This is a genomic window from Cellulomonas cellasea, assembly GCF_006538745.1.
In the GTDB taxonomy this organism is placed as follows: domain Bacteria; phylum Actinomycetota; class Actinomycetes; order Actinomycetales; family Cellulomonadaceae; genus Cellulomonas_A; species Cellulomonas_A cellasea.
The window spans coordinates 147,841-167,929 of the sequence record NZ_BJLR01000033.1; the positions used below are offsets into that span (position 1 = coordinate 147,841).

The 20,089-nt window shown below is 74.3% G+C and carries 20 protein-coding genes and 1 pseudogene; 12 read left to right on the top strand and 9 right to left on the bottom strand.

Annotated elements, in window-relative coordinates:
• Window positions 1–125: 125 nt before the first annotated feature.
• The 5 genes from yidD (at window position 126) to CCE01nite_RS17740 (ending at window position 4,773) form a co-directional block, all read left to right on the top strand.
• The gene (yidD, locus tag CCE01nite_RS17720) at window positions 126–404 is read left to right on the top strand and encodes a membrane protein insertion efficiency factor YidD (RefSeq protein WP_034631891.1); all 279 of its coding nucleotides are present in this window, start codon (window positions 126–128) and stop codon (window positions 402–404) included.
• Window positions 405–532: 128 nt separating this feature from the next.
• Window positions 533–1,861: an ABC transporter substrate-binding protein gene (locus CCE01nite_RS17725; RefSeq protein ID WP_141372767.1), complete on the top strand. Its 1,329-nt coding sequence runs from the start codon at window positions 533–535 to the stop codon at window positions 1,859–1,861.
• Window positions 1,862–1,871: 10 nt separating this feature from the next.
• Window positions 1,872–2,870, top strand: a complete 999-nt coding sequence (locus CCE01nite_RS17730) for a carbohydrate ABC transporter permease (protein ID WP_052104265.1) — start codon at window positions 1,872–1,874, stop codon at window positions 2,868–2,870.
• The gene (locus CCE01nite_RS17735; protein ID WP_034631894.1) at window positions 2,870–3,754 is read left to right on the top strand and encodes a carbohydrate ABC transporter permease; all 885 of its coding nucleotides are present in this window, start codon (window positions 2,870–2,872) and stop codon (window positions 3,752–3,754) included. The genes CCE01nite_RS17730 and CCE01nite_RS17735 overlap by 1 nt, the downstream gene beginning before the upstream one ends.
• Window positions 3,755–3,819: 65 nt before the next feature.
• A complete protein-coding gene (locus CCE01nite_RS17740) occupies window positions 3,820–4,773 on the top strand; it encodes a glycoside hydrolase family 43 protein (RefSeq protein WP_211254576.1) in 954 nt (317 codons plus the stop codon).
• 34 nt (window positions 4,774–4,807) lie between these two features.
• Here CCE01nite_RS17740 and CCE01nite_RS17745 read toward each other — a convergent pair whose 3' ends face one another.
• Together CCE01nite_RS17745 and CCE01nite_RS21580 are read right to left on the bottom strand one after the other, a co-directional pair.
• Window positions 4,808–5,626, bottom strand: a complete 819-nt coding sequence (locus CCE01nite_RS17745) for an SDR family oxidoreductase (RefSeq protein ID WP_034631935.1) — start codon at window positions 5,624–5,626, stop codon at window positions 4,808–4,810.
• 81 nt (window positions 5,627–5,707) lie between these two features.
• Window positions 5,708–6,094, bottom strand: coding sequence for a hypothetical protein (locus CCE01nite_RS21580; protein ID WP_174774712.1), 387 nt, complete (start codon window positions 6,092–6,094; stop codon window positions 5,708–5,710).
• A gap of 145 nt (window positions 6,095–6,239) precedes the next feature.
• Between CCE01nite_RS21580 and CCE01nite_RS17755 the strand changes: the two genes are divergently transcribed.
• Window positions 6,240–6,839 (top strand): DinB family protein, encoded by a 600-nt coding sequence (locus CCE01nite_RS17755; protein ID WP_034632595.1) that lies wholly within the window; start codon window positions 6,240–6,242, stop codon window positions 6,837–6,839.
• Window positions 6,840–6,989: 150 nt separating this feature from the next.
• Window positions 6,990–7,457 (top strand): iron chaperone, encoded by a 468-nt coding sequence (locus tag CCE01nite_RS17760; protein ID WP_034632576.1) that lies wholly within the window; start codon window positions 6,990–6,992, stop codon window positions 7,455–7,457.
• Window positions 7,458–7,510: 53 nt separating this feature from the next.
• Here CCE01nite_RS17760 and CCE01nite_RS17765 read toward each other — a convergent pair whose 3' ends face one another.
• From CCE01nite_RS17765 to CCE01nite_RS17780, 4 genes are all read right to left on the bottom strand, one after another.
• Window positions 7,511–7,975, bottom strand: coding sequence for a hypothetical protein (locus CCE01nite_RS17765; RefSeq protein WP_034632574.1), 465 nt, complete (start codon window positions 7,973–7,975; stop codon window positions 7,511–7,513).
• Between the two features lie 207 nt (window positions 7,976–8,182).
• Window positions 8,183–9,268 (bottom strand): redox-regulated ATPase YchF, encoded by a 1,086-nt coding sequence (gene ychF, locus CCE01nite_RS17770; protein WP_034632572.1) that lies wholly within the window; start codon window positions 9,266–9,268, stop codon window positions 8,183–8,185.
• A gap of 82 nt (window positions 9,269–9,350) precedes the next feature.
• Complete coding sequence (locus CCE01nite_RS17775; protein ID WP_034632571.1) at window positions 9,351–10,913, bottom strand: hypothetical protein; 1,563 nt, start codon at window positions 10,911–10,913, stop codon at window positions 9,351–9,353.
• A complete protein-coding gene (locus CCE01nite_RS17780) occupies window positions 10,883–11,719 on the bottom strand; it encodes an ABC transporter ATP-binding protein (protein ID WP_052104303.1) in 837 nt (278 codons plus the stop codon). The genes CCE01nite_RS17775 and CCE01nite_RS17780 overlap by 31 nt, the downstream gene beginning before the upstream one ends.
• Before the next feature lie 100 nt (window positions 11,720–11,819).
• Between CCE01nite_RS17780 and CCE01nite_RS17785 the strand changes: the two genes are divergently transcribed.
• A complete protein-coding gene (locus CCE01nite_RS17785; RefSeq protein ID WP_052104302.1) occupies window positions 11,820–13,145 on the top strand; it encodes a DNA recombination protein RmuC in 1,326 nt (441 codons plus the stop codon).
• Window positions 13,146–13,264: 119 nt separating this feature from the next.
• On the top strand, window positions 13,265–13,693 hold the full coding sequence (locus tag CCE01nite_RS17790) for a hypothetical protein (RefSeq protein ID WP_141372768.1): 429 nt from the start codon (window positions 13,265–13,267) through the stop codon (window positions 13,691–13,693).
• A gap of 30 nt (window positions 13,694–13,723) precedes the next feature.
• On the opposite strand, the gene CCE01nite_RS17795 is transcribed toward CCE01nite_RS17790, so the two are convergent.
• Together CCE01nite_RS17795 and CCE01nite_RS17800 are read right to left on the bottom strand one after the other, a co-directional pair.
• Window positions 13,724–14,989: a sugar efflux transporter gene (locus CCE01nite_RS17795; protein ID WP_052104301.1), complete on the bottom strand. Its 1,266-nt coding sequence runs from the start codon at window positions 14,987–14,989 to the stop codon at window positions 13,724–13,726.
• Window positions 14,990–15,308: 319 nt separating this feature from the next.
• Window positions 15,309–16,331 (bottom strand): 4-hydroxy-3-methylbut-2-enyl diphosphate reductase, encoded by a 1,023-nt coding sequence (locus CCE01nite_RS17800; RefSeq protein ID WP_034632565.1) that lies wholly within the window; start codon window positions 16,329–16,331, stop codon window positions 15,309–15,311.
• A 386-nt stretch (window positions 16,332–16,717) separates the two neighbouring features.
• On the opposite strand from CCE01nite_RS17800, the gene xseA reads away from it, so the two are divergent.
• The 3 genes from xseA to CCE01nite_RS17815 all read left to right on the top strand — a co-directional run bounded on the left by xseA (window position 16,718) and on the right by CCE01nite_RS17815 (window position 19,293).
• Window positions 16,718–17,941 carry an exodeoxyribonuclease VII large subunit gene (gene xseA, locus CCE01nite_RS17805; protein WP_052104300.1) on the top strand — a complete coding sequence of 408 codons (1,224 nt, stop codon included), beginning with the start codon at window positions 16,718–16,720 and terminating at the stop codon, window positions 17,939–17,941.
• A 123-nt stretch (window positions 17,942–18,064) separates the two neighbouring features.
• On the top strand, window positions 18,065–18,358 hold the full coding sequence (locus tag CCE01nite_RS17810; protein ID WP_246056684.1) for an exodeoxyribonuclease VII small subunit: 294 nt from the start codon (window positions 18,065–18,067) through the stop codon (window positions 18,356–18,358).
• Window positions 18,355–19,293, top strand: a complete 939-nt coding sequence (locus CCE01nite_RS17815) for a carbohydrate kinase family protein (protein ID WP_034632559.1) — start codon at window positions 18,355–18,357, stop codon at window positions 19,291–19,293. The genes CCE01nite_RS17810 and CCE01nite_RS17815 overlap by 4 nt, the downstream gene beginning before the upstream one ends.
• Before the next feature lie 110 nt (window positions 19,294–19,403).
• Here CCE01nite_RS17815 and CCE01nite_RS21460 read toward each other — a convergent pair.
• A pseudogene (locus tag CCE01nite_RS21460) lies at window positions 19,404–20,089 on the bottom strand (glycoside hydrolase family 15); the annotation flags it as partial.

Sequence of the window (20,089 nt, forward strand, 5' to 3'; positions counted from 1 at the left end):
AACCCGGCACTTCGCGCGCGGTGCGCTCCCCCGCCGCCCCTTCGCGACGCCGCACGGGCCCCACGCAGCCCCCCGGCGCACCGCTCGCCGTGCCGGACGGGACGGACGTGGCTAGCGTCGCCGGGATGACTCCCGTGTCCCGCGCGGTCGACGCGCTCATCGGTCAGTACCAGGTCCGCCTCTCGCCCCGGAAGGGCTACTCGTGCGCGCACCGCGTGGCGCACGGCGGCGCGTCGTGCTCCGGCGCGGTGCGCGAGCTCGTCCGCGGCCGGGGCGTCGCGCGCGCGCTCGTGCCCACCGTGACGCGGTTCGTGGCGTGCTACCAGGCGGCCCGCCTCCTCATGGCCAGCGACGTCAGCGGCGTGTGCTGCTGCGGGCCGATCCCCATCCCGTTCCGCTTCTGACCTCAGCGTTCGCCGCGCCGCGTCTTCGGGACCGGTCCGCCCGCTCGGGTGGACAGCCGCCCAGGACCGGAGCATGGTGAGGACAGGCGGAGGCAGCCCGCCGCTGGATCCACGACGAGGTGGTGACCATGGCGCGACTCTCGGACGCCCCGATGTCACGGCGTCAGGTGCTCGGGCTCGGTGCGCTCGCGGCAGGGGCCGGCTTCGGGCTCAGCGCCTGCGGCTCCCCCGTGCCGCTCGCGTCCTCCGGGCCCGCTCTGGACGGCGAGTACACGGGCCCGCCCGTGCAGCTCGAGTACTGGAACGGGTTCACGGGCGGTGACGGGCCCGCGATGCGGGAGATCGTCGCGCGGTTCAACGAGAGCCAGGACCTCATCCGCGTCCGCATGAACGTCGTGCAGTGGGCGCAGTACTACCAGCGCGTCGTCGCCGCGGTGCACGCCGGCAAGGGCCCGGACATCGGCGCGATGCACGTCGAGCAGCTCGCGACCCAGGCCGCGCGGCAGACGATCGCCCCGCTCACGGAGATCGTCGACGAGCTCGGCGTGAGCGAGGAGGAGTACCCCACCGAGGTGTGGGAACGCGGGATGTACGCCGGGGAGCGGTACGGGATCCCGTTCGACGTCCACTCCCTCGCGTCGTACGCGAACCTCGACGTGCTCGAGTCCAACGGCGTCCGCGGCCTGCCCGAGGCCCGCCAGGACTTCGAGGCGAGCCTCGCGACCCTCGTCGGCGCCGGTGTCGAGAGCCCCTTCTGGGTGCCGAACCGGTGGCCCGCGCACCTCATCTTCCTGTCGCTGCTCTGGCAGTTCGGCGGTGAGCCCTACTCCGAGGACGGCAGCACCGCGACGTTCGACAGCGAGGCCGGCGTCGCGGCGCTGCAGTGGCTCGTGACCCAGATCCAGACGGGCGTGAGCCCCGAGAACGTCGCCCCGGACTCGCAGTACACCGCGTTCAAGAACGGCGAGGGCGCGTACACCTGGGACGGCATCTGGCAGATCAACGACCTGCTGACGACGGCGCCCGACCTGCGCTGGGGGCTGTCCCCCATCCCGACGATCGGCGAGCAGCCGGCCGTGTGGGCCAACTCGCACCAGCTCGTGATGTTCAAGAGCCGCGCCCCGGACGACAACCGGCTGCTCGCGACCAAGACCTTCATGCGCTACCTCGTCGAGAACTCCGAGATCTGGTCGCAGGCCGGGATGGTGCCGGCGCGCGCCGCGGCCCGGGAGAGCGAGGAGTTCCTCGCGAGCCCCCAGGCGCCCATCGCCGAGGCTGTGCCGACCATGCGGTTCCTGCCGTCGGTCGCCGCGATCGGCGAGGTCCAGGCGCAGACGCTCGAGGTCGGGCTCGCCAACGCGATCCTCGGCCGGCAGTCGCCGCAGGAGGCGCTCGCCGGCGCCGCGGCGCAGGCCAGCCAGCTCATGCAGTCCAACCTGCGGAAGTTCGAGGGGTGAGGGGGAGGTCATGGCCGACATCGCCGTAGGGCGCCGTCAGGGCGTCGCCGCACGGGCCACCACGGACACCGCAGCGCGCAGCGCGACCGCGAGCACCCACCAGCGGGACAACCGCGACGGGTGGCTCTTCCTCGCGCCCTACCTCGTGCTGTTCACGGTCTTCGTGCTCCTGCCGCTCGGCTGGGGCATCTGGATCAGCCTGCACGACTACGACTACACGCTCCCCGACAAGCCGTTCGTCGGGTTCGACAACTACGCCGGGCTGCTCACGGGCGACTCGGCGTTCGCGGCGACGTTCTGGCAGGCGATGCGCGGGACCGGGATCTTCACGCTCGCGTCCGTCCCGCTGCTGCTCGTCCTGCCGCTGCTCGTCGCGCTGATGATGAACCTGAAGTTCAAGGGGCGGAACTTCTTCCGGGCCATCTACTTCGCGCCGTACGTGCTCGGGGTCGCCGTCGTCGCGGTGCTGTGGCGCTACCTGCTCGACACCAACATCGGGCTCGTCAACCAGTACCTCGGGGCCGTCGGGCTCGACTCGACGATCCCGTGGCTCACGCAGCTCCCGTGGGGCTGGATCTCGCTCGTCGGCGTGACGGTCTGGTGGACCATCGGGTTCAACGCCGTCATCTACCTGGCGGCGCTCCAGGACATCTCCCCCGAGCTCTACGAGGCCGCGAAGATGGACGGCGCGAGCGCGCTCCAGCGGTTCCGCAACGTCACGCTCCCCGGCCTGCGGCCCGTGCTGCTCTTCGTCACGAGCGTCACGATCATCGCGAGCGTCAACATGTTCGGGCAGAGCTTCCTGATGACGCAGGGCGGCCCGGGCACCGAGACCCGCACCGCGATCTACCAGATCGCCGACACCGGCCTGACGAACTTCAACTCCGGCATGGCGTCGGCGATGTCGATGATCTTCACGGTGTTCCTGGCGATCGTCTCGATCCTCGTGTTCGTGCTGTTCCGCGAGCGCGAGGCCAAGCGCAGCACCACGACGGAAGGGGATGCGTGATGGCCGTCGCCGCAACCACCACCCGGCGGGACCGCCCCGTGCGGCCCGACTCGCGCAGCGGCAACGGCGCGACCCGGACGCTCGTCTACGTCGCGCTCGGCGTGCTGAGCCTGCTGTTCATCTCCCCGCTGATCTACATGGTGTCCACGTCGTTCAAGACGACCGCCGACGCCGCCGCGGCGAACCCCCAGTGGGTCCCCGCGGACCCGACCCTCCAGGCGTACGAGTCGGTGCTCACGACCGAGGGCACCCCCGTCCTGCGCTGGCTGCTCAACAGCCTCGGGTCGGCGACGCTCCAGACCCTGCTCGTGCTGGTCACCGCGTCGATGGCCGCGTACGCGCTCGCCCGGATCGACTTCACGGGCAAGCGCTGGATCTTCGGGCTCATCATCGCGACCCTCTTCGTGCCGCCCGTGATCCTGCTCATCCCGAACTACCTGATCGTCGGGCGGCTCGGCTGGCTCGACACGCTGCTCGCGGTCGTCGTGCCCGGCGCCGCCGGGGCCTTCGGGGTGTTCTTCCTGCGGCAGTTCTTCCTGAGCCTGCCCATGGAGCTCGAGGAGGCCGCGTTCATCGACGGCGCGACGCGCTGGCGCACGTTCCGGCAGATCATCCTGCCGCTGTCCCGCCCCGCGCTCGTGACGCTCGCGCTGCTGTCGTTCCTGACGAACTGGAACGACTTCCTGTGGCCCGTCTACGTGCTGTTCTCCCCCGAGAACCAGACGCTGCCCGCGGGCCTGTCGACGCTGCAGAACGCGAACGCCGTGCGCTACGACCTGCTCATGGCGGGTGCGGTCATCGCGAGCGTGCCCGTGCTGCTCATCTACATGGCGGCGCAGCGGTACGTCGTCGAGGGCGTCGGGCGCGCCGGGCTCAAGGGATGACGGCGGGCACGACCGGAGCTGCCGGGTCGCCCGGCGGGTCCGGGGCCTCGGGGGTGCCCGGGCCGGTGCGTGAGTACACCAACCCCGTGTGGGACGGCTACTTCGCGGACCCGTTCGTGCTGCGCGCCGGCGGCCGGTTCTGGGCGTTCGGGACCGGCGGCGGCGAGCACGCGCAGGAGCTGATCGGCCTCGTGTCCGACGACCTGGTCACCTGGGAGCCGCACGGTCCGGTGCTCGACCCCGCGACCGTGCCGGACGGCCGCCCGCACCACTGGGCGCCCGAGGTGATCGAGCACGAGGGGCAGTACGTCCTGTACTACTCGGCGGGGCTCTACGACACGGGGCACCGGATCCGCGCCGCCGTGTCCGACCACCCCGGCGGGCCCTACCGCGACCAGGGCGTCGACCTCACCGCGGGCGAGCCGTTCGCGATCGACCCGCACCCGTTCCGCGACGAGGACGGCACGCTCTACCTCTTCTACTGCGTCGACCGCCTCGAGGGCGAGCGGGTCGGCACGGTCGTCGTCGTCGACCGCCTCGTCAGCCCGACGCAGCTCGCGGGCGAGCCCCGACCCGTCGTGACGGCGTCGAGCGACTGGCAGCTCTTCCTCGCGGGGCGCTCGATGTACGACGCGGTGCACGACTGGTACACGTGCGAGGGCGCCTTCTGCGTCCGTCGCGGCGGGCGGTACTGGTGCCTGTACTCGGGCGGGAACTGGCAGAAGGAGAGCTACGGCGTCGCGGCGGCGTCGGCCCCGCACCCGCTCGGGCCGTGGACCGAGGAGCCCGGCGATCTGCCGACAGTCGTGCGGACCACCCCGCCGACGATCGGGCCGGGGCACGCGAGCGTCGTGACGGACGACGACGGTCAGGACTGGCTCGTCTACCACGCGTGGGACGTCGGCGGCGAGGCGCGGCGGATCTGCCTCGACCCGCTCGACTGGACGGCGTCCGGGCCGGTGTGCCGGGGGCCGAGCGCGGAGCCGCGACCCGCACCCGCGGTGCGCGACCTCGGCTGACGGCCGGCCCCTCGGTCCTCGGGGCCCGGCCGGGTCAGCGCCGGAAGCCGCCCTCGGTACTGAGCGTCTGGCCGACAACCCAGCGGCCGTCGTCGCTCGCGAGCCACGCGATGAGCCGCGCAGGGTCGTCGGGCTCGCCGGCGCTGCCGCCGGGGAAGGCGGCGTGCACCCCGGCGATCCCCGGGTCGGACGTGTCGTCGAGGTAGCCCGTGTTGACCGGTCCGGGGTTCACGGTGTTGAGCACGATGCCGCGCTCGGCGAGGTCGGCGGCCACCGACGCCGTGATGCCCGCGAGCGCCGCCTTGGACGTGGCGTAGGCGATCTGGCCGGACATGGGCCCGAGCAGCTGGCCGGACGTCAGCCAGACGACGCGGCCGCCCGGCCGCCCGTCGTGCTGTGCGGCGAACGCCTGGGTCGCGAGCAGCGTCGCGCGCGTGTTGACGTGCCAGTGCGCGTCCAGCAGCTCCGCGGAGACGTCCGCGAGGCGGCCGTCGCCCCCGCTGCGCGCGTGGTTGCAGACGAGCACGTCCAGGTGGCCGAACGCGCGCACGCCGGCGTCGACCAGGGCGGCGGGCGCGGCGGCATCCCCGAGGTCGAGGCTCACGTCGACGAGGCGCGCGCCGGGTGCGAGCCGCTCCCGCAGCTCCGCGAGCACGTCGGGCAGGTCGTCGCTCCCCCACGGCTGCGTGGCGTCGTGCGGCGCGAAGTGGTGCACGACGAGGTCCACGCCCATCGACGCGAGGCGCGCGGCGACCGCGAAGCCGATACCGCGCCGGCGGCTCACGCCGGTCACGACGGCCACCCGGCCGGACATGGGCAGGGACGGGGACGCGTCGTCGGGCACGTGGGTCACGAGCAGCAACCTACGGACGTCCGGCGAGCCCGTCGCGCACATATCCGCTGCGTGCACCGCCCCGCCGGACGCGCGCCGGGCTCACCGGGGCGGGTAGGGCTCCCCGGGCTGCTCGGCCGGCGGCGGCACCGGGGGTGCGTAGCCCGTCGTGGGCTGCTGCGGTGCCGGCGGGTACGCGGCGGGCGGGGGTGTGGGCGGCGCTGCGGGCGGCGGATAGGCGGCGGCCGGCGGCGGGGCGGCGGCGGGCGGGTACTCGGGTGCGGGCGGCGGCGGTGCCGCGGGCTGCGCGGGCGCGGCCGGGGCGGTCGTCCGCGCGCTCTTCCAGCCCTCGACGACGGCGCCGCCGAACCCCTTGAGGTCCGAGCCGAGCCGGCGTACCGACGTGCGCACCTGCGGGTCGTTGACGACCCCGTTCGTGCGGGACACGATCTGCTGGATCGCGTCGGTGAGAGGGTTCGTGCTCGCCATGAGTCAGCCTCCTGGTCCGGGTGCGACTCACCGTACCCCGCATACCGGCGCAAACCGACCCTCACCGGCGGCCACGAGCCGCGCGCAGCCGGGCGTGGGCACGCCGTGCGGCGTGCCGTCGGCGCCCGGTGGCAGGGTGATCCGCATGAGCACCCAGCCCGACCTCAAGGCCGACCTGCACCGGTACCTGCGCGAGGCGCGCGACTCCCTGCTCGCGAAGCTCGACGGCGTCTCGGAGTACGACGCGCGCCGCCCGCTGACCCCGACCGGGACCAACCTGCTCGGCCTCGTCAAGCACGTCGCGAGCGTGCAGCTCGGGTACCTCGGCGAGACGTTCGGCCGGCCGGCCGGCGAGCCGCTCCCGTGGGACGACGAGGACGCCGAGCCGAACGCGGATATGTGGGCCACCCCGCAGGAGTCCCGCGAGGAGCTCGTGGCGCTCTTCCGGCGCTCCGCCGCGCATGCCGACGCGACCGTCGACGCCCTCCCGGTCGACGCCGTCGGCCGCGTGCCGTGGTGGCCCGAGGACCGCAACGAGGTCACGCTGCACCGCGTCCTGGTGCACCTGACCGCCGAGGTCAGCCGGCACGCGGGCCACGCCGACATCGTGCGCGAGCTCGTCGACGGCTCCGTCGGCCTGCGCGCGCCGAACGACAACCTGCCTGACGTCGACGCCGCGTGGTGGTCGGCGTACCGCGAGCGGCTCGAGCGGGCGGCGCGCGAGGCGGCCGGCGTGGAGGCCTAGAGCCCGGCCCGGGGCCGGTCGCGGGCCCGGCTCGGGCGGACCCGCGCGGCTCCGCTCCGGGGGTCCTCGATCGGTCAGGATCGGAGAAGCCGCGCCACGGGCCCCCTGCCTAAGGTCGGGACGACGCACCGGCCCGACGAGGAGACCCCGATGAGCACCACGCAGAAGACCGCCGAGCCCACGACGACGGACGGCACGGACGGCGCGTTCACCGCCGAGGAGCGCGCGGCGATGAAGGAGCGCGCCCGCGAGGTCCGGTCGCAGGCCCGCAAGGGCTCGGCGAAGCCCGATCCCGAGACCGAGGTGCTCGCGAAGATCGCCGAGATGACGGGCTCGGACCGGACGCTCGCCGAGCGGGTGCACGCGCTGGTCCGCGAGGTCGCGCCGGACCTCGCGCCGCGGACCTGGTACGGCATGCCCGCCTACGTCAAGGACGGCAAGGTCCTGTGCTTCTTCCAGTCGGCCGAGAAGTTCGGGGCCCGGTACGCGACCCTGGGGTTCAACGACGTCGCCCGGCTCGACGACGCCGCGATGTGGCCGACGGCCTTCGCGCTGACCGGGCTGAGCGACGAGGTCGAGGCTCGCATCCGCGAGCTCGTCGCCCGCGCGGCCGGCTGACCTTCACACGTCGACGCGGGACCTCACCTCGTCGACGTCGGCGATCACGTCGCTCATGCCTTCGAGGCGGCGACCGCCCCCGGTGACCCAGGTGCGCTGAACCACGTCGGCAGGACGCCGCGCCGCTCGAGCTCGAAGATCGCGAGCTGCCGGCGCTGGTGCAGGTTGATCGAGTACGCGAACGTCCTGTCCAAGGTCTCGGCCTCGAACGCGCGAGCCGACTCGGCTCGGGCCTGGAGCTTCGCCTTGTCGGCGTCCACCTGCGCCCGCATCTCCTGGAAGGCGTCGCTGCCCGGCCACTGGTTCGCGAGACCGGTGAGACCCTCCGTGACGGACTCGAACAGGGCCGCGTGCTTCTGTGCGTCCGAGATCGACGTGATGGGCCCGCCGATGCGCTCGATCTCCTGTCGAACCCGCTCCGAGAGCGTGTCGATCAACGGTAGGAGCGCCAGCAGCGCGCTCGTGTCGAGCGTTGCGTACAGGCGTTCCACACTGACGAGATCCTCGGCCTGGGTCATGTCGCCGAGACTACGGCGCCCACGCCACGGTGGGCCGGGTCGGGACGGCGCCGGCGAGACGTCACCCGCCCGAAGCGGGGCACACCGGGAGGACCGACGAAGGTTCACCCGCTCGGCATCAGCTTCCCCGACGAGTCACGTTGCACCGCAGCACGCGCAGGTGGGCCGCCTCCGCGACCAGGATCGTGGCGACACGACGACGTCTGCTCACACGTTGAAGCGGAACTCCACGACGTCGCCGTCGGCCATGACGTAGTCCTTGCCCTCGATGCGGGCCTTGCCCGCAGCACGCGCGGCGGCGACGGACCCGGCGGCCACGAGGTCGTCGAACCCGATGACCTCGGCCTTGATGAACCCGCGCTGGAAGTCGGTGTGGATGACGCCCGCGGCCTGGGGCGCCGTCCAGCCGCGGTGGATCGTCCAGGCGCGCGACTCCTTGGGGCCGGCGGTGAGGTACGTCTGCAGGCCGAGGGTGTGGAAGCCGACGCGGGCGAGCTGGTCGAGGCCCGCCTCCTCCTGGCCGTTCTCGGCGAGCATCTCCTTGGCCTCGTCGGGCTCGAGCTCGACGAGCTCGGACTCGAACTTCGCGTCGAGGAAGATCGCGTCCGCGGGGGCGACGAGCGCGCGCAGCTCGGCCTGCATCGCCTCGTCGGCGAGACCCGCGTCGTCGGTGTTGAACACGTAGATGAACGGCTTGGCCGTCATGAGCTGGAGCTGGGCGAGCTGGTCGGGGTCGATGCCCGCCTTCGCGGCGCCCTGGAACAGCGTGTCGCCGGCCTCGAGCACAGCCTGCGCCTGCTGCGCCGCCTGGAGCAGGGCCGCCTCGGCCTTCTTGCCGCGGACCTCCTTCTCGAGGCGCGGGACCGCCTTCTCGAGGGTCTGCAGGTCCGCGAGGATCAGCTCGGTGTTGATCGTCTCGATGTCGTCTTTCGGGGACACCTTGCCGTCGACGTGCACGACGTCCGGGTCCGCGAACGCGCGCGTCACCTGGCAGATCGCCTCGGCCTCGCGGATGTTGGCGAGGAACTTGTTGCCGAGCCCCTCCCCCTCGCTCGCGCCCTTGACGATGCCGGCGATGTCGACGAACGACACCGTCGCGGGCAGGATCCGCTCGCTGCCGAAGATCTCCGCGAGCGTCTGCAGGCGCGGGTCCGGCAGGGGCACGACGCCGACGTTGGGCTCGATCGTCGCGAACGGGTAGTTCGCGGCGAGCACCTGGGCGCGCGTGAGGGCGTTGAAGAGGGTGGACTTGCCGACGTTGGGCAGGCCGACGATGCCGATGGTGAGTGCCACGACGCGCCATCCTACGGGGCGGCTCCCCGCGCGCGGTCCGGCTGCCGGTCCAGCCGCGGGTCCTGCGGCCGGTGGCGGCAGGTCAGCCGAAGGACACGAGCCGCTCGAGCAGCTCCGGGGCGCGCCGGTCGTACATCGACCCGCCGAGCCGGACGCCGAGCACCAGCACGAGCGCGCCGAGGCCGACCCCGACGACGAGCGCGAGCACGCCCAGGACCGTCGACCCCGTCACGACGCCCGCGACCGCGAGCCCCGTCGTCGGCAGCCCGAGGACGAAGACCGCGCCGGTCCCGAGCAGCTGGGCGAGCAGCCCCGCGCTCGCGCCGCCCTGCGCGGTCGAGAACGGGCTCTCCCCCGACTTGGGCACCTGGTAGACGAGGCGCGACGAGACCGCGCTCGCGACGCCGAGCGACGTCGCGAAGACCCCGAGCGACGCCCCGAGCACCGGCAGCGCGAGGGACCAGCGCCCGGTCAGCTGGAGCGAGACGAGCGCGAGCACGACCGTCACCGGGACGCCGAGCACGCCGGCCGCCCACGCGCGTCCGGCCCGGTCGACGCGGCCGTCGATCGGCGCGGCCACGTGCGTCCAGAACGGCGTGCCGTCGTACGCCACGTCCGCCGAGACCGTCCAGCCCATGAGGTAGCCGACGAGCGGGCCGAGCAGGAGCATGACCCAGCCGTCGCCCGCGCTGAACCAGAGGATCACCGGGAGCAGCGGCACGATCACGACGCCCGCGGCGTACCGCGAGTCGCGCAGCCAGTAGGTCAGGCAGCGTGCGGCGACCGCGCCCGTCGGCGTCGCCGGGAGCCGGCCGAAGAACCCGAGGCCGCGCGTGCGGCTGCGGGTCCGGCCGTCCTGCGGTCCGCGCACGAGGGCCGCGTCGAGCCCGCGCGACCAGGCGACGAGCAGCACGGCGAGGGTCCCCAGCGCGATGCCGAGCTTCGCGAGCCCGGCCGCCCAGTCGCCCTCGGCGGCGTCCGCGGTCAGCGCCCACGGCGCCCCGAACGGCGTCCAGCCGAGCACCCGGACGACGTCGGGCCAGATGTCCTCGGTGCCCGAGAGCCGCTCCTCGAGCACGCTGCCGATCGGCCCGATGAGCATGAAGGGCAGGAAGGCCGCGACGGCCGCGACCTCACGGAACCGGCGCCGCGTCACGAGCGGCGCCAGCACCGTGGTCGTGGTCCGGGAGCCGACGACGCACAGCGCGAGCCCGAGCAGCGCGCCGACGACCGCCGGCCCGAGCGCCTGCGGCTGGCGCCACCAGGTGCCGACGGTCCCGAGGGTGATGAGCGTCGTCGCGATGCCCGGGACACCGACGAGACCGACGACGCTCAGCCCGGCGATCATCGTGCGGCGCGGGAGCGGCAGGGTCGCGAACCGTGCCGGGTCGACCGTCGAGTCGACGCCGAACGCGACGAGCGGCACGACCCACCACCCGAAGACGAGCAGGCTGCCGCCGAGCACGAGCGCGAGGCGGACGACCTCGACGTCCTGGGTGCTCAGCGCGGCGAGCGCCACGAGGACCGCCGCGACGATGCCGAGCCCGTACAGCAGCCCCAGCACGAGCCCGACGACCTGCCACGCGCTGCGCCGTAGCCCGTTGCGGAGCAGGGTCAGCTTGAGGCGGACGAGGTGCGCAACCACGCGAGCCCCTCTCCCGTCGAGCGGCCGCCGACGAGCGCGACGAACCGGTCCTCGAGGCTCGAGCCCGCGCGCACGTCGTCGATCGTCCCCGCGGCGAGCACCTGGCCGCCCGCGATGATCGCGACGTGGTCGCACATGCGCTGCACGAGGTCCATGACGTGCGACGACACGACGACCGTGCCGCCCGAGGCCACGTACCCGGCGAGGATCTCGCGGATGTTCGCGGCGGAGACCGGGTCGACCGCCTCGAACGGCTCGTCGAGCACGAGCACGCGCGGGGCGTGCACGAGCGCGCACGCGAGGGCGATCTTCTTGGTCATGCCCGCGGAGTAGTCGACGACGAGCGTGTCGGCGTCGGCGCTCAGGTCGAGCGCGGTCAGGAGGTCGCCGACGCGCTGCGCGACCGTCGCGCGGTCCATCCCCCGCAGCAGCCCGGCGTACGTGATGAGCTGCGCGCCCGAGAGCCGGTCGAACAGCTTGACGCCGTCCGGCAGGACGCCCAGCAGGCTCTTGCCCCGGACGGGGTCGGCCCACAGGTCGTGGCCCTGCACGAGCACCTGCCCGAAGTCGGGCCGCAGCAGACCGGTGGCCATCGACAACGTCGTCGTCTTGCCCGCGCCGTTGGGGCCGACGAGCCCGTAGAACGACCCGGCCGGGACGCGGAGGTCGACGCCCGCGACGGCGATCTTCTCGCCGAAGCGCTTCCACAGGCCGCGGACCTCGAGCGCGGCGGGACGGCCGCCCGCGGAGGCGGGCACCGCGGCGGACGGGGTGTCGGGCGGCGTCTCGTCGGGCACGGGCGGCATCGCGCCAGGATAGTCCGGCCCGCTGACCTGCGGGCCCGCTCCGAGCGGCGACCTGCGGGTCGCGCGGACCGTGTCGGTGCGCTCTGGCATGGTGACCGCCATGGACCTCCTCCTCCCGGTCGCCGCGCTCCTCGTCGGGTGCCTCGTGGGCTGGCTCGCGTCGGCCGCGCGCTCCGCCGGGCGCCTGCGCGCCGCCGAGGTCGACGCGGTGCGCGCCCGCGCCCGGCTCGAGGCCGAGGGCGCCGCGCACGCGGAGCGGCTCGAGGCGATCGCGGCGGACCAGGCCCGCCAGGCCGAGCAGTTCCGCGCGCTCGCGGCGGACGCGCTCGCGGACAACAACGAGCACTTCCTGGCGCTCGCCGACCAGCGCCTCGCCGCGAGCCACCAGACGCAGGCGGGCGAGCTCGCGCAGCGCGAGCAGGCCGTCCGGGCGCTGGTCGAGCCGCTGAGCCGCACGCTCGACGCCGTGCGCTCCGAGCTGACGACCGCCGAGCGGGCGCGCGTCGAGGGGCACGCGTCGCTGCGCGAGCAGGTGCGGGCGATGCGCGAGCAGTCGGAGCTGCTGCGCACCGAGACCGCCCAGCTCGTGACGGCGCTCCGGTCGTCCCAGGTGCGCGGGCGCTGGGGCGAGATCCAGCTGCGCCGGGTCGTCGAGTCGGCCGGCATGCTCGCGCACGTCGACTTCGTCGAGCAGGCGCAGGTGCGCACCGACGACGGGCTCCTGCGCCCCGACATGGTCGTCCGGCTCGCCGGCGGCAAGCAGGTCGTCGTCGACGCCAAGGTCGCGTTCCTCGGCTTCCTCGACGCCTCGACGACGAGCGACGAGGCCGTGCGCGCCGACCGGCTCGCGGCGCACGCGCGCCACGTGCGCGCGCACGTCGACGACCTCGCCGGAAAGCGCTACTGGGACCAGTTCGCGCCCGCGCCGGAGTTCGTCGTGATGTTCGTGCCCGCCGAGTCCTTCCTGCACGCCGCGCTCGACGAGGACCCGACCATCGTCGAGTACGCGTTCGAGCGCAACGTCGTGATCGCGACCCCGATGACCCTGCTCGCGCTCCTGCGGACCGTCGCCTACGCCTGGCGGCAGGACGCGCTCGCGTCGAACGCGCAGGCGGTGCTGAGCCTCGGCAAGGAGCTGCACGGGCGGCTCGCGACGCTCGGCTCGCACCTCGCCCGGCTCGGCCGCTCGATCGACGCCGCCGCCGGCGCCTACAACCAGACCGTCTCCTCGCTCGAGACGCGCGTGCTCGTGAGCGCCCGGCGCTTCTCCGACCTGCACGTCGTCGACGCGGACCTCGAGACTCCCCCGGCGTCGAACCCGCGCCTGTCCGCGGTCAGCGCCCCGGAGCTCGTCGCGTTCGCGAGCGAGCACGCCGTTGCGCTCGACGACCTGGGCGGGGGCGGTCACGCGGCGTCCCACGGGTAGACGACGCGTCCCGTCGCCCGGCGGTCGCCGTCACGGGTGGCGGTCCAGCACCCGGGCTGCGGCGTCCAACCGGTGGGCAGCCCTCTCCCGCGGGCTCGGGGCGCGGCAAAGATGCCGGGATGACCGAAATGACGGACCACGGGATCCCGGTCGCCACAGGCAGCGCACGCGCGGGTGTCGTCAGCATCTACATGACGACCCTGCGACCGGACGAGCTCGACGCCTACCGGGTCGTGGCGTCCGACGACCACGGTGTCCGCGAGCCGTTCCGGTTGGAGGTCGACTCCGGGCTCACCTCGGTCGACCCGGAGCTGCTGGAGGTCGACGCGTTCGTGGAGTCCGCCGACGACCCGGTCGCCGAGCTGACCGGCTACTCCGCGGGCGCGTCGTTCGCCGACGCTGCCGCGGTGGACCTGGCCCGGTTGCGCGGGCCACAGCACACGGGCCTCGTCCTGGTGTACGACCACGACGCGCGCCGCGGCTCGGGCACACCGGACGGCTCCCCTCTCGCGCTCATCGGCGTGTACGCCTACGACTGGCGCGTCTGACCGGGGCACCTCCGCGGGCCCCGTCGGGCGTCAGCGCGGGCGGGCTGCCGTCGCCCGGCGGTCGACGAGGCGATCGGACGCCGCCCGGCAGACGAGCAGCACGGTGGCGAGCGCGCAGAGCGCGACACAGACCCAGAACACGCTCCGGTAGCCCGCCTGCGTGGCGACGAGCCCGAGCAGCACCCCCGCCGACATCTGCGCGACCGGGAAGGTCACCGAGTAGAGCGACGACACCGCGCCGGACCCGCCGGGGACCTCCTCCTGCACCATCACCAACGGGATCGTCGTGAAGACCGCCGTCCAGACGGCGTTGAGGACCTGCAGCGCGACGAGGGCCGCAGGCGAGTCCGCCAGCGGCACGAGGCTGAAGAACCCGACGGCGACGACCGCGGCCCCGATCGTGACGCGGAGCCTGCCGATCCGGTCGGCCACGCGCCCCACCAGGATCATCAGGGGGATCTCGATCGCCGCGCACAGCGCCGCCATCACGCCCACCAGGGTCGCGGACAGGCCCAGGTCCTGGGTGACGTAGAGCGCGACGTCGATGAGGTAGAGCTGGTCGGCCACGTTCACCGCGACGACCGCGGCGAGCAGGAGCCACGTCCGGCGCGGCACGGAGGTCAGCACGCGGCCCGGTCGGGGCCGACGGACGCCGTCAGGCACCGTCGCGGCCGACCGTTCGGACCGGACGCGCACGGCCGGGAACAGCCACCGGCTGAGCACGGCCGTCACGAGGAGCAGACCCGCGGCGCACGCATACATGGGACCGAAGCCGAACTGCGTCAGGAGCAGGAGACCGAGCGGCGGGCCGACGATCCACCCCGCGGAGAAGACGGACCTCACCGCGGAGCTGAACGGTGTGAGCTCGCGACCCGTGGTGTCCGCGAACTCCTTGACGTAGGCGAAGATCTGGGAGATGTAGGCCTCGTTGAGGCTCAGCAGCACCGCCCCGGTGACGAGCACCACGGCGTAGGTCGGGACGGTGCTGAAGACCAGTGCGGCGGCGGCACCCGCGAGCGCCGCCGCGGCGAGGACGATCCTCCTGTCGGCCAGGCGGTCCGAGGACCAGCCGACCACGAGGCTGACGGCGACGGCGGTGGCGGCGCACACGGTGACGTAGGTGCCGATGAGGCCCGGGCTCGCACCCACGGCGTCCGCGAGGAACAGGCTCGTCGTCGTCCCGAAGACCGCCATCGTGACGGCGTAGCCGCCGGTCACCATCCCCAGCGACGCCGCCGGCCGGTTCGACAGGCGCGTCGCCGTCGGAGGTGGGGTGCTGGTGCGCAGGGTGCTCATGGTGCTCCTCGACTGCCGTCCGGTCACAGGCGGCGGCAGCAGTGCGGGGACCTCGTCCGCCGCACGGGCCCGCGTCGCCATCCCCGTCGAGGGATCGAGCGCGAGCAGATCGAGAGCTCTCGGGGCGCCGCAGGGCGACTGAGGCAGCGGCGTGCGCTTCCGATCACTTCTCGTCGGGAACGCTATACGGTGCGGAAACCCGACCGATCACCCGGTATCTCCTGGGAGATGCAACGTCCACCCGAGCGTCGCCGCGCCCCGGGGCCGGCGCGCACACGGGGTCGCGCGGACGCGGACCTCGCGCCGGGGCGGGCCGACGTCAGATCGGCTGGACGCTCAGCTCGCGTCGCGCGCCGCGGCCCGGGTTGCCGCCGCTCTTCTTGAGCGTCGTCCGCAGCTCCTTGGGGAGCGAGAACATGAGGTCCTCGGTCGCCGTGCGGACCTCCTCGACGTCGCCGAAGCCGTGCGCCGCGAGCGCGTCGAGCACGTCGCGGACGAGGATCTCCGGGACCGACGCCCCCGAGGTCACGCCGACGGTGGTGACGCCCTCGAGCCACGCGGGGTCGATCTCCGCGGCCTTGTCGATCCGGTAGGACGAGCGGGCGCCTGCGTCGAGCGCGACCTCGACGAGCCGCACCGAGTTCGAGGAGTTCGCCGAGCCGACCGTGAGCACGAGGTCGCACGCCGGAGCGAGCTTCTTGACGGCGACCTGGCGGTTCTGCGTCGCGTAGCAGATGTCGTCGCTCGGCGGGTCCTGCAGGGTCGGGAAGCGCTCACGCAGCCGGCGGACGGTCTCCATCGTCTCGTCGACCGACAGCGTCGTCTGCGAGATCCACACGACCTTGTCGGGGTCGCGGACCGTGACCGAGTCCACGTCGTCGGGCGAGTTGACGACCTGGATGTGGTCCGGCGCCTCGCCGTACGTGCCCTCGACCTCCTCGTGGCCGTCGTGGCCGATGAGCAGGATGTCGTAGTCGTCGGACGCGAAGCGCACTGCTTCCTTGTGCACCTTCGTCACGAGCGGGCACGTCGCGTCGATGGTCTCGAGCGAGCGCGCGGCCGCCGCGGCGTGCACCGCGGGCGAGACGCCGTGCGCCGAGAAGACGACGCGCGCGCCGACCGGGACCTCGTCGGTCTCGTCGACGAAGATCGCGCCGCGGGCGGCGAGCGTCTCCACGACGTGCTTGTTGTGGACGATCTCCTTGCGGACGTACACCGGGGCGCCGTAGTGGTCGAGCGCCTTCTCGACGGCGACGACCGCGCGGTCCACGCCGGCGCAGTACCCGCGGGGCGCGGCGAGCAGGACCCGCTTGCGCGCGGGGGTCGCGGTATCGAGGTTCACGACCTCAGTCTAGGCAACGGCTCGTCCGCGCGGGCCGGCGCGGGTGCGTGGGGTGGGTCACCCCTCGGGCGGGAATGCGCAGGTCCTGCGGGGATGGCGTGTGGGGCGGCCTGCGACGGCCCGCCCGGGCGGGGCGGACGGCTCGTCGGGACGGTGCACCGGGACCCGCGGTCGGGCGCCCCGCGGCCGCAGGTCGTGTCCGCGGGTCGTGGCAGGGTGTGCGCGTGAGGTCGACGGGTGAGGCGCAGGACAGCGGACGCACGGGCGGAGCCGCGCCCTCGGGCGGTGCGGGCCCGGCGTCAGGTCCCGCGGCGGCGCGCCTGGCGGGGACGGGCTCGACAGCGCCTGCGGCCGCGGACCCCACGGACGCGACCGCACCCCGTCGCATGCCGCTCCGCGCGCTCGACACCACCGCCGAGCGCCCGTGGCCGGTCCGGCTGCTGTCCTCGAAGATCGCCGAGTACGTCGCGCGCATGGCGCCCGTCTGGATCGAGGGCCAGGTCGTCCAGCTCAACCGGCGCCCGGGCGCCGGCGTCGCGTTCCTCACGCTGCGCGACACGGACGTCGACATGTCGCTCCCGGTGTCGCTCAAGGTCGGCGTGCTCGCGGCGTCCGGGGCGGCCGTCGAGGAGGGCGCGCGGGTCGTCGTGCACGCCAAGCCCGAGTTCTGGACCAAGCGCGGGTCGCTGCAGATGCAGGCCGACGCCGTGCGGGCCGTGGGGGTCGGCGAGCTGCTCGCCCGGATCGAGCACCTCAAGGGCGTCCTCGCCGCGGAGGGGCTCTTCGACGCGCGCCGCAAGGTCCCGCTGCCGTTCCTGCCGCGCGTCGTCGGCCTCGTGTGCGGGCGGGAGTCCAAGGCGGAGCACGACGTCGTGGTCAACGCCCGGGCGCGGTGGCCCCAGGTCGAGTTCGAGATCCGCGAGGTCGCGGTCCAGGGCGTCGGTGCGGTCGCGCAGGTCAGCGCGGCGATCGCCGAGCTCGACGCGGACCCCCGGGTCGAGGTCATCGTGGTCGCGCGCGGCGGTGGCGCGGTCGAGGACCTGCTGCCGTTCAGCAACGAGGCGCTCGTGCGCGCGGCGGCCGCGTGCCGCACGCCGCTCGTCAGCGCGATCGGCCACGAGACCGACTGCCCCCTGCTCGACCTCGTGGCGGACTACCGCGCGTCGACGCCGACCGACGCCGCGAAGCACGTCGTGCCCGACGTCGGCGAGGAGCGTGCGCGCCTGACGCAGGCCCGCAGCCGCATGCGGGGGGCGCTCGTGCACCGGCTCACGCGCGAGCAGCACGGGCTCGACGCGCTGCGGAGCCGCCCGGTGCTGGCGGCACCGGTGCGGCTCGTCGAGACGCGCGAGCAGGACGTGCACCGCCTGCGCGACGGTGCGCGACGCGCGCTCGAGCAGGCGGTCGTGCGCGCCGGGGCCGACACCGCCCGGCTCGCCGCGCAGGTCCGGGCGCTCTCGCCGGCCGCGACGCTCGCCCGCGGCTACGCGGTGGTCCAGCGCGCCGACGGGGCGGTCGTCCGCGACCCGCAGGACGTCACGCAGGGCGAGGACCTGCGCGTCCGGGTCGCGCACGGCGAGATCCACGCGGCGGTCACGAGCGGCGACTGAGGGCACGGCGGGCTCCCGTCCGACGGTGCGCGGGGCCGGGTCCGCTCGGTCCCCCGCACCCGGACGCCCGCCCGTCGTGACCGTCCGCGCGCGAGGTGGGCGGGTGCTGGTTGACTTGACCTCGTGCCGAAGACGACCGAGCCCGCGCCCACACCCGCTGTGCCCCTCGACGACGCCCACGACCTGAGCTACGAGCAGGCGCGCGACGAGCTCGTCGCCGTCGTCGCCCGGCTCGAGGCCGGCGGGGCGACGCTCGAGGAGTCCCTCGTCCTCTGGGAGCGCGGCGAGGTGCTCGCCGCCCGCTGCCAGGAGTGGCTGGACGGCGCGCGCGAGCGCCTCGCGTCCGCCCGGGGCGACGACCCCGGCCCGGACGCCGAGCCGTCCGACGCCGCGACGACCGCGGGCGGTGCGCGATGAGTGCGGCGGGCGGGCGCGCGCTCGTCGTCGGCGAGGCCCTCGTCGACATCGTGCGGCGCACCGACGGCTCGGTCAGCGAGCACCCGGGCGGCAGCCCGGCGAACGTCGCGCTCGGGCTCGCGCGGCTCGGCCGGACCGCGGAGCTGCTCACGTGGCTCGGCGACGACGCGCACGGAGACCTCGTGCGCGCGCACCTCGAGGGTGACGGCGTGCGCGTCCTGCGCGGCGACCGGGTGCCGGCCGCGACCTCGACCGCGGCGGCGACGCTCGACACCGAGGGCGGCGCGACCTACGACTTCGAGCTCGAGTGGGACCTGCCCGCGACGTGGGACTCCTCCGACGAGACGGCGCCCGTCGTGGTGCACACCGGGTCGATCGCCGCGGTGCTGCCCCCGGGCGGCGAGGCCGTCGCCCGCCTGCTCGCGGAGCACCGCGCGACGTCGACCGTCACGTACGACCCCAACCTGCGCCCCGCGCTCATGGCCGCGCCCGCGGTCACGCTGCCGCTCGTCGAGGCGCTCGTCGCGCAGGCCGACGTGGTCAAGGTCAGCGACGAGGACCTGGCGTGGCTCATGCCGGGCGTCGCGCCCGCCGAGATCGCCGAGGACTGGGTCCGCCGCGGGCCGGCAGTCGTCGTCGTGACGCACGGCGGCGAGGGTGCGTTCGCGTGCACCGCGGCCGGCGACCGCCTCGCGATCGCCGCGGAGAACGTCGAGGTGGCGGACACCGTCGGCGCGGGCGACTCGTTCATGTCCGGGCTCATCGACGGCCTGTGGTCGGCCGGGCTGCTCGGCGCCGACCGCCGGGACGCGCTGCGCGCGATCGACGCGGCGACGCTCGAGCAGGTGCTCGTGCGGTGCGTGCGCATCGCCGCCATCACGGTCTCGCGCCCCGGCGCGAACCCCCCGACGTCCGCGGAGCTCGGCGAAGGCTGACACCGGCGGGTCCGCCCGCCGGAGCCGCTCCGGGCCCGGCGGGTGGGCGCTCGCTCACCGGGCCCGGTGGGTGGGCGCCCTCCGCCCCGCGCAGTCGGCGGGGAGGGCGCTCAGTCCTGCGCGTCGAGATCGTCGAGCTCGTCGAGCGTGAGCAGCACGAGCGAGGCGGTCCAGGCGAGCGGCGCGAGGTCCGCGGGACGGCCGTCCCACAGCACCTTCTCGGGCAGCGACCCGGCGTCGGTGCGGTGCGCGTCGAGCCAGTCGAGCCGGCTGCGGGCCTCGTCGACCCGGCCCGCGCCGGCGGCGGTCAGGGCGAACAGCGCGGTCTGCGGCGTCCACGAGATGCCGTCGGCCTTCCAGCCGACCCCGGGCGCCAGCCCGCCCGCCGGGCGCGCCATGCCCTCCGCCGCCTCGACCCACGCCGCGGTGACGTCGGGCGAGCCGGGCGCGAACGGCGGCATGAGGAACGCGACGGCGGCGTCCTTGACGTGGCCGCCGTCGTGCCGCGGGTACCCGAGCGGGGCGAACCGGGTCTCGACCGCGCGGCCGAGCAGCGCCTCGACCGACGCCGCGCGGGCCTCGAGCGCGGTCGCCCACGCCGGGCGGACGCCCACCGGTGTCGCGGCGACCGACTGCGCGAGCTCCTGCGCGGCCCGGGCGCCAAGCAGCATCGGGGCCACGACGCCGAGGGTCGTGCGCGTCTCGCGGACCTCCCAGTAGTCCGGGGAGGGGCGCGGCATCCCGCTCACGGGGTCGATCGCGCGCTCGATCGCCACGAGCGCGCGGGACAGGCTCC